The organism is Halomarina pelagica (assembly GCF_024228315.1).
In the GTDB taxonomy this organism is placed as follows: Archaea; Halobacteriota; Halobacteria; order Halobacteriales; family Haloarculaceae; genus Halomarina; species Halomarina pelagica.
Window position 1 is genome coordinate 76,491 of record NZ_CP100456.1, and the last position, 17,421, is coordinate 93,911.

The window sequence follows — 17,421 nt, forward strand, 5'->3', positions numbered from 1 at the left end:
CGCAAAACGACGCCCAACGTCCATTGATAACACCATGTCGAAACTAGAGATCGAGAACCTGGCAAAACGGTACCGAACCGGCTCCGGAAGTGACATCCTCGCGGTCGAAGACCTCTCGCTGGAACTCGCCGACGGCGAGTTCCTCATCCTCGTCGGCCCCTCCGGCTGCGGAAAATCGACCACGCTCCGCTGTATCGCGGGGCTCGAATCGGTGACCGACGGGTCCATCCGATTCGGAGAGGCGGACGTCGTCGGCATGACGCCCGAGGAGCGAAACATCGCGATGGTGTTTCAGAACTACGCGCTGTACCCCCACATGACGGCCAGAGAGAACATATCGTTCGGCCTGCGGATGACGACGAGCCTCTCAAGGGAAGAACGAGACGAGCGCGTCGAAGACGTCGCCCGCATGCTCGGCATCGAGGAGCTACTGGACGACAAACCGAAAGAGCTCTCGGGCGGCCAGCAACAGCGCGTCGCGCTCGGTCGCGCGATCGTCCGCGAGCCCGAGGTCTTCCTGATGGACGAGCCACTGTCGAACCTCGACGCGAAGTTGCGGACGCAGATGCGCACGGAGATCCAGCAGTTACAGTCCGAACTCGGCGTCACGACGGTATACGTGACCCACGATCAGACGGAAGCGATGACGATGGGCGACCGTATCGCAGTACTGAACGAGGGGCGACTGCAACAGGTCGGGACGCCGCTCGAGTGTTATTACGAGCCCAAGAACCTCTTCGTGGCGAACTTCATCGGCGAACCCGCTATGAATTTCTTCTCGATGGAAACCGAGGGCACCGCTTTGGTCGGCCCGTCCATTCGCTACGAGATCTCCGAACGCTACCGCGACGTCGTTTCTCGAACGGATCAGATCACGCTCGGCATTCGACCGGGAGACGTCGAAGTCGTGGAGACAGGACGGCGAAATACCTTCGAGGGGACCGTACAGGTCGTCGAACCGATGGGCGATCAGAACTTCCTCCACGTCGACGTGGACGGTGCCGCCGTCACCGCGGCCGTCGGAGGAGAGTACGAGGTACCCGAGGGCGCGTCCATCTCGGTTCGGTTTCCCGAACCGAGGATCCATCTGTTCGAAACGTCCTCGGGCGAGGCACTCGTCCACTGCGAGCGCCGGAGTACACGAATCCCGACGGCGACCGAGTCGGGGGGTGAAGCCGCGTGAGCATCAAACTCGCGGCCATCGGTCTCGGTCAGCTCTGCATGCACGAGCTAAAGAGCTATGAGGAGATGGAGGGCGTGAAGGTCGTCGCTGGTGCGGACATCGCCCGAACCGGTCGTGAGCGCTTCGAATCTCGATTCGAAGCGCCGACCTACGAGGATTACCGAGAGATGCTCGAGGAACACGCCGTGGAGCTCGACGCGGTCAACATCGTGACGCCGCACACGCTCCACTACGAACAGGCGATGGCGTGTTTGGAACGGGATCTCCACGTCTTCATCGAAAAGCCTCTGGTCACTGCTGTCGACGACGCACGGGACCTCGTCGAGACGGCGAAGCGTCGAAACCGAGTCCTCGTCGTCGGATACCAGCGACACTATCACCCCGTGTACCGGAAGATCAAGGAACTCGTCGATAGCGGTCGTCTGGGCGAGATCCACGCCGTGAACTGTTACATGGGACAGCACTGGATCCGACTGTTCAGCGATGCCTGGCGAGGTAATCCCGCCCTCTCCGGTGGCGGTCAACTGTACGACTCCGGATCGCACCTTCTCGATACGCTCCTCTGGACGACGGGAACGAAACCGATCTCCGTTGCGGCCACGATCGACCACCAGGGACACGACGTGGACGTGAACAGCGCGCTCGCGCTCCAGTTAGAGCGCGACGGTCAGCCAGTCACGGCAAGTCTCGTGATTACCGCCGACGGGGTGCAAACCCCCGATACGTACGAAGGGCTGATCATCTGGGGAACCGGAGGACGGCTCACGTACAGTCGTGACCGTCTCACCCTGACCGAACGGGACGGGGAGAAAGTCGAGATCCCGTTGGAGGACGACTCGAGCTTCGAGACGCTCGTAGATCGGAAACTCACTGACTTCGTCCAGGCTGTTCGAGGGGAGCGTTCACCGACTGTCCCGGGGTCGTTCGGACTCACCGTCGTCGCACTGACGGAGGCCGCCTACGAGGCGTACGAGACGCGATCCGTCGTCGACGTACGCGAGTACCTGGCACAGTGACGATTCCCGTCGATCGTAATCCGCGTTGATCTCGGTACTCGTAGAGCAGGCGTTTCGACTCAGAAACGGTGAGAACATCGACCAACGACTCCAGTCGTTCGTGGGGACTACGTCAGACGGACGTCAGACCCCACCATTTCCACTAATACGCTGATAAGACATGGACCGATGCTCGAGGGCACACCCTCTCCCCCCATCGTTTCCAGTAAACGTGGCGAAGAGCGTGGGGGTGGCGAGTATCGACGTTGATTTCGCTAGAAACCTCTAGACTAGTAAGCCGCTTCTCTAGACTAGTTCACTACTTCTATCTTTTCTCTGTTTCTTCTCTTGAGGCTACGGACCAACTAGCGTACAACAATAATAAACGTTTCGCCCGTTCAGTATGCTTTCGAGAAGTGCCAGGTACTCTCACGCCGCTTTACTGGAAACGATGGGGGGAGAGTGTTCCGTCCGCCCTCTCGTTTCTACCTCCTCGCCCTCTCCCGATTCACTCCTATCAGCTATTTAGTGGAAATGATGGGGTGCTACTCTATTATACGTAAGCGATTACTGGAAATACTGGAACCCACTGGTTCGTCTTCACATATCTTCCTCCGATCGAAACCGTGGGATTTACTGGAAACAGTGGGGTGGGTGTCCGTCGCCACGAACCCGCCGCTTTACTGGAAACGATGGGGTCAGAGTTACTGGAAACGGTAGGGTACCCTATGGCCCTCGACTGATCGTGCCCTGGCGATTCCGTCCAGGTGGCTCCCGTCTACGAGCCTCCGTCTACGTGCCCCCGTCTACGAGCCTCCGTCTACGTGCCTCCGTCTCCGTAATCCGGTCACCACTAACTCCGTCTGTCTTGACCCGACTCCGTCTACTCTGCGGGACTTCGGAAACCGGTGTGAGGATCCCTCGGCGACCGTTTCCCGCTTTGCGGTTGCCGGGGCGAATATCCAGGATTCGATCCCGCAGCCATTCACCGGAAACGCTGGGGTCTCATACCGTTAGTGGAACTGGCACCCCCTGGTGGTTATACTGGAAATAGTGGAAACGACGGTCGAAACGATTATGACGATACGATAACTCATGACGATACGATGGGTCCTCGATTCCAACCGGACGACACGCTGTATAAACGGCGGAACACGCTCAAAGTAGAGTACGTTCCGGACGACATCGTCGGCCGGGACAACGAGATCGAGGAGTACGAAGCGGCGTTGCAGCCGATCATCAACGGCGAGTACCCCGACAACATCTTCATCTACGGCAAGACCGGCGTCGGGAAGACCGCGGTCACGAACTTCCTGCTCAACGAACTCCTCGAATCCGCCCAGCACTTCGACGTCGACATCTCCTTCATCACGCTCAACTGCGACGGCCTCAGCACGAGCTACCAGGCCGCGATCAGCTTGATCAACAACCTTCGAGAACCCGAACACCACATCGCCGAAACCGGCCACCCGCAGTCCAAGGTCTATCGCCTCCTCTGGGACGAACTCAACGGCCTCTCCGGAACCGTCGTCATCGTTCTCGATGAGATCGACCACATCACGGACGACACCTTCCTCTACCAGATCACCCGGGCGGACAACAACGGCTACATCGACAACATCCAGCTGGGGCTCATCGGCATCAGCAACGACTCGACGTTCCGAGAGCGACTCGACGCGAAGGTCCAGTCGTCGCTCTGCGAGACGGAGATCTCGTTCCCGCCGTACGGCACCGAGGAACTCCAGAAGGTCCTCGAACAGCGGGCCGACATCGCGTTCCACAAGAACGCGCTCGAGGAGGGAGTGATCCCGCTCTGTGCCGCACTCGGTCGGCAGGACGGCGGTGACGCCCGTCGCGCGATCACGCTCCTCCGCAAGGCCGGCGACCTCGCCCGGACGGAGAACGCGGCGACGGTGACGACCGACCACGTCGAGCGCGCCCAGGAGAAGCTCGAGGCCCAGCAGAGCATGGACATCATGCGCGATCTCACCGAACACGAGCAACTCACCCTGTACGCGCTGACGACGCTCGCCGCCGAGGACGCGACGCCGGCCCGGTCGCGCGTCGTCTACCAGCGGTACAAGGAACTCTGCGAGTTCCAGGGCCGCGATCCACGCACCGCCCGTCGGATGCGGAGCTTCCTCTCCGACTTCGAGATCCTCAACCTGACGTTCTCCCGCATCGAACACCGCGGTCAGGACGGCGGCACGTACCGCGAGCACGAACTCAATCGCGACATCGCGACCGTCGTCGACGCGCTCCAGACGGTCATCAGCGAGTACGGCGCGTATCGGAGCATCATCGAGTACCTGCCCGACTCCGGCGAGGAGTTCACGCCGATCGCGTAGCAGCGAAGCGCGCTCTCACCGTCGAGCGACGAACGCTCTCACCGCCCGAATTGCGCCCGGAATCGTGGACGAGTCAGACGTGTCCGAACTACGGTTCGACGGACGACGCGATTTACATCGCCACTCACGTCGAAAGTATGACGGACTAGTAATTATAATTGCTCACTTACCCCTGTCGATACTGACTTACCCGTCGCGAGCCGTGGCGGTCGCAAGCGAGTGACGATCCTAGTTCCGACACCGATCGCTCCCGCAACTCAACCGAGTATCCGGAAGTCCATCAGACGCTTTAGTGACTGTCCAGGGTCACCCTAATGTTGGGTTCTGGTCGGACGTACAGTGAAGCCCGCCCCAAACATTCCAAATTATTGGTATGAATTTAGAACGCTGTGTTTGCGGTAACAAGCGTAACGGACGGTTGAACGTAGCGCGTCGTATCTACCAGAACGAGACGCATGTAGTGAAGCCCCGACGTCTCGGTCGTCTATGTCGTTATCACATGAAATGGTTCAGTACGGTCGGATCCCGAGTTCATTCTCGTATCGAAGGAAAGGAGCATAGCCCGCTATCCGTTACGCTTACGCCCTCCGAGTCGGACACGGAACAGCGCCGATAGCTAGTCTCAGGACCAGGTAGCGATCGACTTCCTAACATCTCCGCTCAACTTCGAATAGCCTTCGAGAAATTATTTCTACGACCCCTCGTTATCTGGTGGATCAGACTACGAGATGTAACGCTGGAAGATACAGTCGCGAACGAGGAGAGGTCGTTCAGCGTGGAATCGACCCTGGTGGAGGACGTCACATGATTCCGTCATCGGGATGGCTGACGTTTAATACGCTGCCTCCGATACGCCGAGACATGGACGTAGACGCTCTCTTCGAGAGGGGCTGCGAGCGGGACTGGCAGACGATCGATGCATCGACGACGGAACCGGTCCGATTCGCCGTCATCGGATTGGGGTGGTTCACGAAGGGTCGCGCACTTCCCGCGCTCGAGGCGAGCGACCGCTGCGAGCCGACCGTGATGGTCAGCAGCACCAGCGGGAAGGCCGAACGTGTGGCGGCGGAGACGGCGGGCGCGGCCCACGGCATCAGTTACGAGCAGTTTCACGACGGCGTCGCACGGGACGCCTACGACGCGGTGTACGTCTGTACGCCGAACGCGCTCCACCTCGAGTACGTCCGGACGGCCGCCGAGTTCGGCAAGGACGTCCTCTGCGAGAAACCCATCGAGCGCGATAGCGAACGAGCCCGACGGCTCGTCGCCGCGTGCGATAATGCTGGTGTGAAGCTGATGATCGCCTATCGAATGCACACCGAGCCTGCGGTCCGTCGTGCTCGCGACCTCGTCGACGCCGGATACATCGGCGAGCCGAAGGAGGTTCGGGGCGACATGTCCCAGCGGTTGCTCGAACGAGTGAATCCCGATCCGGACCAGTGGCGTCTCGACGAAGAACTGGCGGGCGGTGGGGCACTCTTCGACCTCGGGATCTACCCGCTCAACACCGCCCGGTTCTTCCTGCGCGAGGATCCCGTCGCGGTCACCGGCCGAACGGGGAGCACCCACGACGCGTTCGACGAGGTGGACGAGACGGTCTCGTTCTCGCTCGAGTTCCCCGACGAGGTGTACGCGACGTGCTACGCGAGCCACAACGCCCGACAGTCGAGCGGCATCACGGTCACCGGCACCGAGGGGCAGGTCCGAGTCGAGCCGGCTTTCTTCCAGGACGAATCACGGGAACTTCACATCTCCCGTGGGGAGGGTCGAGCCTCGATCACCTTCACGAAGGTCGACCAGATGCTGGAGGAGTTCGATTACTTCGCCGACCGGATCCGTTCGAACGCTTCGATGTATCCCGACGGCGAACACGCCCTCGTGGACGTGGTGACGATGGAGGCCGTCTACGAGGCGGCGGAACGGGACGCGTGGGTGACACTCGACTGAGGCGACGATCCTCCTCGGAGAGCACTCTGTCAGGAACCCGGGGAAAACGTAGCAGCTCCCGTCGTATCAGCCATTGAACCCCTGGTGGAAGCCGACGAGTTTCGTTCGCGAGAAGTGCTCGCAGGCGTACTTGATCCCCTCCTTACCGACGCCGGAATCCTTGAACCCGCCGTACGGCATGTGGTCCGCGCGGAACCCGCTCACGGTGTTGACGTTGACGCCGCCGGCCTCGATCTCGTCCGCCGCTCGCCTCGCGCGGTCGATGTCCTGCGTGAAGATCCCCGCCTCGAGACCGTACTCGGTGTTGTTGGCTTCCCGGATCGCCTCGTCGAAGTCCGAGACGGAGATGACGGGCACGAGCGGACCGAAGGTCTCCTCGCAGGCGGCGGGCATGTCGGGCGTCACACCCGACAGCACGGTGGGTTCGAAGACGCGATCACCGAGGTCGCCGCCGTAGTTGCCGCCACACTCGACGGTCGCACCTCGCCCGACGGTTTCCTCGAACAGCTCGACGACGGTCCCGAACTGCTCGTCGTCTACCATCGCCGCAATGTCGGTCGCCTCGTCGAAGGGATCGCCGACGGTCAGCGCCTCCGCGGCCTCGACGAGTGCGTCGACGAGTTCGTCGTGGATCTCCTCGTGGACGAGCACGCGCTCGACGCTGTTACACACCTGGCCTGCGTTCGAGCAGGCCCCACCGACGACCTGTGTCGCGGCCCCCTCGATGTCGGTGTCCGACCAGACGATCGTCGGGTCGTTGCCGCCGAGTTCCAGCGTGACCTCCTTCATGCCGCTGTTGTCGGCGAGGTACTTGCCGACGGCCGTCGAGCCGGTGAAGGAGATCGCTTCGACCGCCTCGTGTCGGAGGACGGCGTCGCCGACGGTCGAGCCGCTCCCGGTGACGACGTTGACGAGACCGTCCGGCGCGCCGACTTCGTCGGCCGCCTCGTCGAGACATTCGAACAGCGCGATCGAACTGAGCGGCGTGTTCGTCGCGGGCTTGCCGACGACGCCGTTACCGGCGGCCAGCGCCGGCCCGACCTTGTGGACCATCAGGTTCAGCGGGAAGTTGAACGGCGTGATGGCCGCCACGACGCCGAGCGGTTCGCGCTGGGTGAAACAGTGGTCGCGCGCGAAACCCTTCTGAGCGTCCATGGGGACGTACTCGCCGAACAGCCGTTTGGCCTCCTCCGCCGACAGTCGCAGCGTCTGGACGGCGCGATCGACCTCGGTTCTGGACTCGGTGATGGGCTTTCCCTGCTCGCTCGTGATAATCTGCGCGATCTCGTCGGTCCGCGCGGCAAGCCTGTCGGCCGTTCGAGAGAGGAGTTCGTACCGCTCGTACGCCGACAGCGTCGACGCCCGGTACGCCCGATCTGCGGCCTCAATTGCAGCGGTCACCTGCTCGGCATTCGCCATCGGGACCGACCCGACGACCTCGCCGTCGTAGGGGTGGACGACGTCGGCTCGTTCGTCGCCGTCACGCCAGGATCCGTCGATGAGCATTTGCTTGTCGAGGCGGCGGACTGCTTCCAGACTCATGGATGCGTGATCGGACAACGTGCCAATAAGTGTTGTGCCGGTGGACGAAACCGAATACGCGCGTCTGGGTAGGTGGCAGTCGGCGAACGGATGTGAGCCTATCCCAAGTTATAAATCGGTGCTGGTCTAGCCGGTATCTATGCAACTGTCGGGAACAGTCGTTCCCATGGCTACGCCTATCGAAGAGCGTAGCGGGGACGTAGACGAATCGACGCTCGAGCGGTTCACCGACTCGCTCATCGAAGCGGGTGTTCACGGGCTCTTTCCGGGGAGTTCGATCGGCGAGTTCTCGAGTTTGACGCGGGAACAGAACAGGACGGTGATCCGAACGGTCGCCGCCGCGACGGCCGGCCGCGTCCCCGTCATCGCCGGATGTTGCGACACGAGCGTCGAGGGTGTCCTAGAGAGCGTCGAGAGCGCCGCCGCCGCCGACGCGGACGCCGCGGTCGTCGTCGCGCCGTACTACCTCACCACGACGCAACGCGGTCTACGGCGGTTCTTCACCCGCGTAGCGGACCGCGCGCCGATGCCGGTCCTCCTGTACAACATCCCCGCGCTGACCGGGAATCGGATCGCCGCCGAGACGGTCGTTGCGCTCGCCGAGCACGACGACATCGTCGGGGTGAAGGACACTTCGGGCGATCTCACCTACCACCACCGGATCATCACGGAGACGCCGGAGGAGTTCGCCGTCTTTCAGGGTGCGACGGAGATGGCGTCGTCATCGCTCGACCTCGGGACGAGCGGCCTCATCGCGGGGCCCGCCAACGTCTTCCCCGCTGCACTGACCAGGTTGTACGAGGCGCACGCGGCGAACGACCGCGAAACGGTCGCGCGACTCACGCGCGACGTCGTCGCACCGCTCGTCAGCGCGATGAGCGAGGTGCCGACGGCGGCCGCGATCAAGTACCTCGTGGCGATCGACGGACTGGACCTCGGCGATCCGCTCCCGCCGCTGCCGACGCTCACCGCCCGTCAGCGGGAGTCGCTCGACCGGGCTCATCGCCACGTCGTGGAGACGGTCGAGAGCGCGTCGACCGAGCGGTAGTCTTCCAACACACTCCCGTTCTCAAGGGCCGTCTGCGGCGGTTTCGTACCGTCGGTTCGGATGTTCGAATCGGCTCTATTCGGCTCTATCGTATCCGTCTGCGCGCGCCCTCACGCGCGCCAGGGTCCGGACCCGGGACCTCAGGCGTCGTTGACCTGGCTGTCGATCTGCTTCTGTGCGTCGTCGAGCGCTTGTTTCGGCGTCTTCTGCTGGACGAGTGCCTTGTTGCACTCGGTGTAGACGATCTTCGAGAACGTCGAGTACTTCGGCGTCGCCGGCCGCGCGCGCGTCTCCTTGACGATCCCGCTGAAGACGTCGAGCGCCTGTGATTTCTTCTTGTACTTGGGCGCGTACAGCTCCTTTCGGACCGGAAGTCGGCTGTGTTCGAGGGCCATGTTCTTCTGAGCGTCGAGCGAGGCCATGAACGACGCGAACTGATTGGCCGCGTCAGTCTTCTGCGAGTAACTATTGATGAAGACGTTCCACCCGCCGAGACAGGAGTTAGGAGCGCCGACGTGTCCGTCCGCGTCGGGCATCGAGGCGACGGCGAACTTCCCCTTGACCGGTGAGCCGTCCTTGTTCATCAGGGCGTAGGCGTAGGGCCAGTTGCGCATGAAGACCGTGTTACCCTGCTGGAACGTCTTCCGGTTCTGGTCGGTGCTGGATGCGGGGACGTTCTCCGGCGTGACGTTGTACTTGTGGATGAGATCGACGGCGTGCTGGAGCGCGCTGATCCCCTTCTGGGTGTTGACTACGAGCGTTCCGTCGTGGTCGACGGTCCCCTCGCGTCCCCAGAGCCAGTTGAGCCACATGATCGTGAGCCCCTCGTTGGCACCGCCCTGCCAGATGTATCCGTTGAGGTCCTGCTCGGAGTTCTTCGTGATCTCCTGGGCCATGTTCACCAGTTCCATCTCCGTCTTCGGCGGCTCGTCGTAACCGTGCTGCTTCAGGAGGTCGCTCCGGTAGTAGAGCGCGTTGGCGTCGGTGAAGAGGGGCATCCCGTAGAGCGTTCCGTCGATGGTGACTGCCTCCACGGGCGTCTCGAGCATCTTCTCGGTGAGGTTCTCGGGATCCTCGACCGGCGCGGCCCACTTGTTCTGTGCGAACTCGGCGGGCCAGACGACGTCCATCATCCCTACGTCGAACGCCGACGACTGGGAGATGAACTGATTGACGTAGTACTTCCGGGTCGAAGCGGACTCGGCGGGGGTCTTCTGGCCGTCCACGGTGAGGTTCTTCGACTGCTCGTCGAACATCGGGAGCAGGTCCTTCGCGTCGGCGCTGTAGTACCCGGGGTAGACGAACTTCAGCGTCGTCGATTGATTGCCGCCACCACCGCCACCGCCGCCGTCCTGACCGAGACACCCGGCGAGGAGTACCGTTCCGCTCCCGGCCAGGCCCTTCAGCAGCTGGCGTCGATTCTGCGCTGCGCTATCGCGGGTCATACACTAACGTTGTTACGAACAACGGGTATTAATTGTTATCGTTCATCCGATTCGGAGTGCGCGAAAAAAACGTTGGAAGCGATGATCCACACGCCCGCGAACCTACACCGCGTCGGCGGGTCGCGCGATCTCCGCCCAGAGGTCGTCCTCTATCTCGACGACGGTGGCGGTCCGGTCGCGTTCGATCGAGCGCTCACCCGGCAGACGGATCTCCTCGACGCCGGCCGCCGGCTCTGATCGCTTGAGTTCCCGCAGGAACGCGCTCGCCTGGTCGGGGAAGTTCGGTACGCCCATCGCCGCCGGGTCGATGGCGACGAACAGATCGCCCTTCGTGCACGGGTCCTCGGTGTGGTAGGTTCCCGTGACGTCGCGCCCCATCGCCGCGCCGACGAGTCCGCCTGCCAACACCTCGATCGCGATCGTCAACCCGGAGCCCTTCGCGCCGCCGAACGGGAGGATCGTTCCGTCGAGTGCGCTCGCCGGATCGGTCGTCGGTTCGCCGTCCGGACCCAGCGCGGCACCCTCCGGGAGGTTCTCGCCCGTCTCCTGCCTGTAGAGGACGGTCCCTCGCGCGACGGCGGACGTCGACATGTCGAGGTTGAAGGCGGGATCCGTGGGCAGGCCGATCGCGATGGGGTTCGTCCCGAGGATCGCCTCCGTACCGCCGTAAGGGGGCATCGCCGGTTCAGTGTTCGTGATCGCCACCCCCACGTATCCCTCGGTCCTGATCCGGTCCGTGTAGTAACCGAGCATCCCCAGGTGGTTCGAGTTGCGGACGCCGACAGTACCGATCCCGTACTCGTCCGCTCGATCCATCGCTTCGACGGCGGCCTCGCTCGCAACGACCGGTCCCAGCCGGGAGCCGCCGTCGATCGTTCCCGCGCCGCCACGCTCTGCGACCACCCGGATGTCGCCGTCGGGATCGACGTTGCCGTGCTCGATACCTCGAACGAACCGCGGCAGGCGGAGCAATCCGTGTGAGTGCTTGCCGCGAGCGTCGGCGCTCACGAGGACTTCGGCCGTGAGTTCCGCGTCGGCGTCCCCGATCCCGCGCGTTCGAAAGACATCGGCGGCGACGGCGACGGCGCGTTCTCGATCGACCTCCATCTCACGTCGACGGGCCGATGCGGTGGATGGCGAACTGGCTCTCACCCAGCGCCTCGCTCATCGTCAGCTTCCCGTTGACGACCTCCTCGATCTCCTCCCACAACTGATCGGTCGCCCAGTCGAACGACTGCTCGCCCACGAGCGCCTCGCTCACGTCGACGTCGGTCTCCTCGGGAACGCGCTCGGCGCTCCCCGGGTTCCCGGTAATCTTGATCGTGGGCATGACGGCGTTCGAGAGCGTGTGTCCCTGGCCCGTCGAGATGATCATGAAGTGCGCACCGCCCGCGCCGATACCGGTGACGGACTCGGCACCGTGGCCCGGCGTGTCCATGATGTACATCCCCGACTCGTCCGGGATCTTCGCGCCGTAGTCGACGATGTCCTGGATGGGGCCGTCACCGGACTTGACGAGCGCGCCCAGCGACTTCTCCTCGATCGTCGTGAGGCCGCCGTCCATGTTGTCGGGCGTCGGCTGTGCACCCCGCACGTCGTAGCCCGTGGCCTGCAGGCGCTGATCCCACCACTCGACGCGGTCGAGGATCTTCTGTTCGACCTCCTGGCTGTCCGCGCGTTCGGCGAGTTCGCGCTCGCCGCCGAAGAACTCCGGCGTCTCGGCGAAGACGCCGCGTCCGCCGTGCTCGTCGATGAGTCGCCACGCCGCGCCGGCCGTCGCCTTGTGCTGGCACAGCCCGCTCGTGGTGTCGGAGGTCGCACAGTTGATGCCGAACGTGAGGTTCGACATGTCGGCGGGGACCCGCCGTTGGGCGCTGGCGTCCCGGACCATCCCCTGGGCGGCGTCGACAGTCGCCTTCAGGGCGTTCATGACGCCCTTCTCGCGGTGGACGTTGACGGATTCGCTCGGTCGTCCCGTCTCGGCCACGTCGTCCGCCAGTTCGTCGCCGTCGACGATCTCGCCGGCGTGGGCGACCACGACCGCCCCGTAGGTGTTGGGATGGGTGGCGTACCCCAGGAGGGTTCGGTAGGTCTGGAAGACGTCGGGCTTGGTCTGACAGCGACCGAGCGGGTGCGTGATCGGAATCGTGTTCTCGACGATGTCCGCCGCCCGTTCGACCGTGTCGTTGGCGTAGGGAGCCGTCGCAATGATGGGGACGTGGTTTCGAATGCCGATGCTGCCGTCGTCGCGTTCGTAGCCGAGGAATTCGCTCATCGTTCTCACTCGTGGATGGCTTCCGCCCGATTCTCGCCGGCGATGTCCCCGCGACCGTAGTTCGACTCCACGTTGTGGACGTGCACCCAGTCGCCGGGAGCGATCCGCTCGATGGCGTTCCCGATGCTCTTGCCGTACTTCGTGACCGTGTCGCCGGTCCCGACCTCTTCGATCGCGATCTTGTGTCCGAACCTCACGTCCTCGTTCACCTCGACGGTGCGTTCCTCGTCGCCGACCGCGACGGTAACCGCCTCTCCTGCTTCGAGAGCGCGCAACGCGGTCGCGACGTTGTCCGTCGGCTGGACGACCTGTATGTACTTGTCGGCCATACACCCCATGGGACAGACCGGCCCCCCTTATAGGTTACCCTCGGGTCGTCGATCGTGGAACGAAACGACGCTCAGAAGAGGAGCAGGACCGCTCCGAGCGCGAGCGCGCTGACGGTGAGGAGGTGAGCGAACACCAGCATCACCGGTCGAAGGCCCGTCGCGCGGAGGCTCCGCAGTTCGATCTCGAACCCGAGACCGGCGAAGGCGAGCGTGAACAACCAGTCGCCCGTCGTCCCGATGGCGGAGAGCGCGGCGTCGGACGGCGACGCGACGTTCGCGATCGCCACGACGGCGAGAAAGCCGAACAGGAACTTCGGAAACCGGCTCCGGAGCTGTCCGATCCCCGGCGTCTCGCCCGACGCCGTCGCGTACCGAATCGCGTAGCCGACCGCGACCAGTCCGATGAACGCGTTTCGAACGAGCTTCGTGACGGTCGCCCACTGCCCGGCGAGTTCGGAGACGGCGAAGCCGACGGCCACCGCCGGCCCGGTGCTGAACAGGCTGAGCCCGACCCAGATGCCGAACTGCTTCCCGGTTACGCCCAGCACGTCCCCCACGGCGGGGTAGACGAGTAGCGTGACGGCGTCGAACAGGAGAATCGTCGCGACGGCGTACGCGACGTCCGCCTCGTCGACGTCGATGCTCCCGGCGACGGCCAGCACCGCCGAGACGCCGCAGACGCTCGCCCCCGCCGCCAACAGCGACCGAGGCCGGCGCGGGACGCCGAGGACGCGTCCCGCGATCACCTCCGTGAACAGCACGCCGAGGACGACGACTCCCGCGGCCAGGGCGAACACGACCGCCCCGGTCTCGACCAGCTGCCCGACCGTCAGGCGGGCACCGAGGAGGACGATCCCCGTCTCCAGCAGGAGCTTGTGTCGGTCGATCCCGGGACGGGCCCACCCGGGGGTCCCGGTCGTGTTCGCGAGGAGCGCGCCGACGGCGGTCGCGAGGACGAGCGGACTCAGGTACGGAACGGACGCCCCCAGTTCTCGCGCCGCGACCCCGACGACGGTGATGACCGCGAGTCCCGGAAGCACCGCGAGCCCCGGGAGGACGGCGGTCGTGGGGGTTCTCCGTGCCATCGTCAGGCGAGCGAGAGGTGGAGACACACGATCGCCACGCCGAACAGCGCGGCCTTCCACCCCCGGTCGAGGGTCGCCCAGCAGTTCAGCGTGCGTTCGACGACACCGGCGCTCTCGCTAGTCGGGCCGGTCGGCCTATCGGTCTCCATTGTCGTCAGCGGTGAAGCGCACGAGCCACATAAAACTCCGGTTCGGCGGCTGTCCGCCGCCCGCTCGAACGCACCCGTGACCCGAACGCGCCCGTACTTTTATGATAGATGGATCCATCACGGACTACGAACACGAATGACTGACACAGTAGACCACGCCGGCGGGTCCCCCGGCGATCCGTCCGATGGATCCGTCTCGGGAGTGCGGTCGCGCTTGCGGCGGTACCGCGAACTCAGGCTGACGGAAGAGGAACTCGCGACGGCGCTCCTGACGCCCGTCGTCTGCTTCCTGCTCCTGATCTCGTTCTACCCCATCGTCGACACGGTGTGGGGGAGCTTCCACCAGGGGTACGTCCTCGAGATGGAACCGACGACGTTCGTCGGCCTCGAGAACTACGAGGCGGTCCTCTCGAGCGGGAGCTTCTGGAACGCGCTGCAGGTGAGCCTCATCTACACGTTCGTGAGCGTCCCGATCGAACTCGTCATCGGGCTGGGTATGGCCCTGTTGCTGAACCGCGCGTTCACCGGGAAGTACGTCGTCCAGGCCGCCATCCTGTTCCCGTGGGCGCTCCCGACCGTCATCAACGCGAAGATCTGGGCGTGGATGCTCCACGGGCAGTACGGCGTCGTCAACGACCTGCTGATCCGGCTGGGCGTGCTCCAGGAACCCTACGCGTTCCTCGCCCATCCCGACGTCGCGCTCGCGTCGATGACCCTCATCACCATCTGGAAGACGAGTTCGTTCATGGCGCTGATCCTGTTGGCCGGTCTGTCCGGGATCCCGGACCACCTCTACGAGGCGGTACGGATGGACGGGGCGTCGAGGTGGCGGCAGTTCCGAGACATCACGCTCCCGCTGCTGAAGCCGACGATCCTCGTCGCGCTCATCTTCCGCACCCTCCCCGCCTTCCAGGCGTTCGGTCTCCCCTACGGACTGACCGGCGGCGGCCCGGCCGAGGCGACGACGACGCTCGTGCTGTACGACCAGCAGTTGACGTTCACCCAGCTTGCGTTCGGGCGCGGCTCCGCGGTGGCGACCATCATCACGCTCATCGCACTGGTCATCTCGCTGCTCTACGTCGGCACGCTCTACGAACCGGAGGTGCGCTGACGTGAGCACCCGGAGCGGACGCTTCGCGTTCGACGTCGAGTCGTTCCAGTGGGTCGGAAAGAAGCTCGGCTTCTACGGCTCGCTCTTCGTCCTCACGCTCGTGTCGATGTTCCCGGTCATCTGGATGTTCGTCACCTCCATCAAGCAGCCGGCGAACGTCGTCCAGTTTCCCGTCCACTACCTCCCGCAGAACCCGACGCTCGAGAACTACGCCACCGCGCTCTCGCAGGCCCCGTTCCTGCGATACCTCGTCAACAGCGCCATCGTCGCGGGCGGGACGGCGATCGTCGACGTCGTACTGGGCGCGCTCGCGGGCTACGCGCTCTCCAGATTGCGGTTCCAGTACAAGCTCCACGTCCTCCTGCTCATTCTGGGTACCGCCATGCTGCCGTACATCTCGCGTCTCATCCCGCTGTTCTCGCTGGCGCGGTCGTGGGGCCTCCTCAACGATTACCTCGGCCTCATCGTCCCGTACTCCGCGTTCCAGCTCCCGTTCGCCGTCTGGATCTTCCAGGCGTACTTCAAGGAACTCCCCGACTCCCTCGAGGAGGCCGGGCTGATGGACGGGCTGTCGCGGATCGGCGTCCTGTTTCGCATCATCCTCCCCGTCTCCGCACCCGCGATGGCGACGACCGCCATCATCGTCTTCATCTACGCGTGGAACGAGTTCCTCTTCGCGCTCACGTTCATGACGCAGGATCAGATGCGGACGATCACCGTCGGGATCGCCCTGTACCAGGGCCAGTATCAGTACCCCTGGGGGACCATCTCCGCGGCGGTGTTCATGTCCATCGTCCCGCTGATGCTGTTCATGCTCTTCTTCCAGCAACGTGTCGTCGAGGGGCTCACCGCCGGTACCGGGAAGGCCTGACGACCATCCTCTCCTGTGGATCGTCTACCCTGCCGTTCTTTCGAGCTGAATCGGATAGCGATCGAGACGTTCGAGGCGCTCGCGCACGTTCGGCGCGTGAGTGAACCCGACCGCGAACGGCGTCACTCGACGCCGTTGACCACGTTGTACGGGTCCCCACCCGTGAGGACGCGCGCTACGATGCGCGCCACCGTCCGCCGGCGCTCTTCGTTGGCCTCCTCGGAGTACCAGGCGACGTGCGGCGTGGTGACGACGCGGTCGTGACCGCGCAGGGGATCGTCCGCGGTCGGCGGTTCGTCCGGGAAGACGTCGAGGCCCGCGCCAGCGATCGCCTCCGATTCGAGGGCGTCTACGAGCGCGTCGCGGTCGACGATGGGGCCCCGCGCGACGTTCACGAGGTACGCCGAGTCCTTCATCCGTGCGAACGCGTCGGCGTCGATCATCCCGCGGGTCCCCTCGGTCAGCGGCGAGTGGACGGTGACGAAGTCCGCCCGTTCGAGCAGTTCGTCGAACGTGACCAGCGTCGCCGGGTCGTCCGCGACGTCCGCCTCGCCGAGGAACGGATCGCTCGCGAGGACGTCAGCGCCGAGCGCCGCCGCCCGCGTTCCGACCTCGCGCCCGATCGCGCCGTACCCCACGACGCCGACCGTTCGCGTCGAGAACCGGTGGACGGGTGCGCCGACGGATCGATCCCACCCGCCGTCGGAGACGGAGCGGTCGTAGCGGACCACCTCCCTCCCGAGCGCGAGCACGAGCGCGAGTGCGTGGGTCGCTACCTCCTCCAGGCAGTACGTCGGGACGTTCGTGACCGGAATGGCGCGTTCCGCGGCCGCCTCCGTGTCGACGTTGTCGACGCCGATGCCGTACCTGGCGATGACCTGGACGTCATCCATCGCGGCGATCGCCTCGGCGTCGAGGTCGTACCGGAGGTTGATGACCGCGTCGGCGCGAGAGAGGAGGTCTCGGGCGTCGTCGGACGATTCGCCGACGTCGCGCGTCAGTTCGATCACTTCGGCGACGTCGCTCAACACAGCTCGTTCTATCGATAGGTCGTCGAAATCGTGGTCGGTGACGACTACGGTGGGGGTCATGA

Annotated in this window: 15 protein-coding genes; 7 read left to right on the plus strand and 8 right to left on the minus strand. The window is 64.1% G+C overall.

Translation table 11 applies throughout. From position 1 onward, the window contains the following. The first annotated feature begins 34 nt into the window (after positions 1-34). The 4 genes from NKI68_RS21755 (at position 35) to gfo6 (ending at position 6,473) form a co-directional block, all read left to right on the plus strand. Positions 35-1,183, plus strand: coding sequence for an ABC transporter ATP-binding protein (locus NKI68_RS21755; protein WP_254547106.1), 1,149 nt, complete (start codon positions 35-37; stop codon positions 1,181-1,183). Beyond that, positions 1,180-2,199, plus strand: a complete 1,020-nt coding sequence (locus NKI68_RS21760) for a Gfo/Idh/MocA family protein (protein ID WP_254547108.1) — start codon at positions 1,180-1,182, stop codon at positions 2,197-2,199. Before NKI68_RS21755 ends, NKI68_RS21760 begins: the two co-directional genes overlap by 4 nt. Before the next feature lie 1,085 nt (positions 2,200-3,284). After that, a complete protein-coding gene (locus NKI68_RS21765; RefSeq protein WP_254547109.1) occupies positions 3,285-4,526 on the plus strand; it encodes an orc1/cdc6 family replication initiation protein in 1,242 nt (413 codons plus the stop codon). 861 nt (positions 4,527-5,387) lie between these two features. Next, on the plus strand, positions 5,388-6,473 hold the full coding sequence (gfo6, locus tag NKI68_RS21770; RefSeq protein ID WP_254547110.1) for a D-xylose 1-dehydrogenase Gfo6: 1,086 nt from the start codon (positions 5,388-5,390) through the stop codon (positions 6,471-6,473). 66 nt (positions 6,474-6,539) lie between these two features. Here the strand turns inward: gfo6 and NKI68_RS21775 are convergent, their stop codons facing one another. Continuing rightward, a complete protein-coding gene (locus NKI68_RS21775) occupies positions 6,540-8,015 on the minus strand; it encodes an aldehyde dehydrogenase family protein (RefSeq protein ID WP_254547111.1) in 1,476 nt (491 codons plus the stop codon). A 139-nt stretch (positions 8,016-8,154) separates the two neighbouring features. Here NKI68_RS21775 and NKI68_RS21780 point away from each other — a divergent pair, with 139 nt between their 5' ends. Continuing rightward, complete coding sequence (locus NKI68_RS21780) at positions 8,155-9,063, plus strand: dihydrodipicolinate synthase family protein (RefSeq protein WP_256562723.1); 909 nt, start codon at positions 8,155-8,157, stop codon at positions 9,061-9,063. Positions 9,064-9,203: 140 nt separating this feature from the next. Here NKI68_RS21780 and NKI68_RS21785 read toward each other — a convergent pair whose 3' ends face one another. The 6 genes from NKI68_RS21785 to NKI68_RS21810 form a co-directional block, all read right to left on the minus strand. Next, positions 9,204-10,508, minus strand: a complete 1,305-nt coding sequence (locus NKI68_RS21785) for an ABC transporter substrate-binding protein (protein WP_254547114.1) — start codon at positions 10,506-10,508, stop codon at positions 9,204-9,206. A 102-nt stretch (positions 10,509-10,610) separates the two neighbouring features. Further along, a complete protein-coding gene (locus NKI68_RS21790) occupies positions 10,611-11,615 on the minus strand; it encodes an Ldh family oxidoreductase (RefSeq protein WP_254547115.1) in 1,005 nt (334 codons plus the stop codon). A 1-nt stretch (position 11,616) separates the two neighbouring features. Then, the gene (locus tag NKI68_RS21795; protein WP_254547116.1) at positions 11,617-12,783 is read right to left on the minus strand and encodes a UxaA family hydrolase; all 1,167 of its coding nucleotides are present in this window, start codon (positions 12,781-12,783) and stop codon (positions 11,617-11,619) included. A 5-nt stretch (positions 12,784-12,788) separates the two neighbouring features. Beyond that, the gene (locus tag NKI68_RS21800; protein ID WP_254547117.1) at positions 12,789-13,112 is read right to left on the minus strand and encodes a UxaA family hydrolase; all 324 of its coding nucleotides are present in this window, start codon (positions 13,110-13,112) and stop codon (positions 12,789-12,791) included. A 71-nt stretch (positions 13,113-13,183) separates the two neighbouring features. Next, positions 13,184-14,197, minus strand: a complete 1,014-nt coding sequence (locus NKI68_RS21805; protein ID WP_254547118.1) for a YeiH family protein — start codon at positions 14,195-14,197, stop codon at positions 13,184-13,186. 2 nt (positions 14,198-14,199) lie between these two features. Further along, positions 14,200-14,346 carry a hypothetical protein gene (locus tag NKI68_RS21810; protein ID WP_254547119.1) on the minus strand — a complete coding sequence of 49 codons (147 nt, stop codon included), beginning with the start codon at positions 14,344-14,346 and terminating at the stop codon, positions 14,200-14,202. A gap of 136 nt (positions 14,347-14,482) precedes the next feature. On the opposite strand from NKI68_RS21810, the gene NKI68_RS21815 reads away from it, so the two are divergent. Together NKI68_RS21815 and NKI68_RS21820 are read left to right on the plus strand one after the other, a co-directional pair. Then, entirely contained in the window at positions 14,483-15,457 is a 975-nt protein-coding gene (locus NKI68_RS21815) for a carbohydrate ABC transporter permease (RefSeq protein ID WP_254547120.1), read from the plus strand. 1 nt (position 15,458) lies between these two features. Beyond that, entirely contained in the window at positions 15,459-16,328 is an 870-nt protein-coding gene (locus NKI68_RS21820; protein ID WP_254547122.1) for a carbohydrate ABC transporter permease, read from the plus strand. 122 nt (positions 16,329-16,450) lie between these two features. Here the strand turns inward: NKI68_RS21820 and NKI68_RS21825 are convergent, their stop codons facing one another. Next, positions 16,451-17,359: a C-terminal binding protein gene (locus NKI68_RS21825; RefSeq protein ID WP_254547123.1), complete on the minus strand. Its 909-nt coding sequence runs from the start codon at positions 17,357-17,359 to the stop codon at positions 16,451-16,453. Positions 17,360-17,421 lie beyond the last annotated feature (62 nt).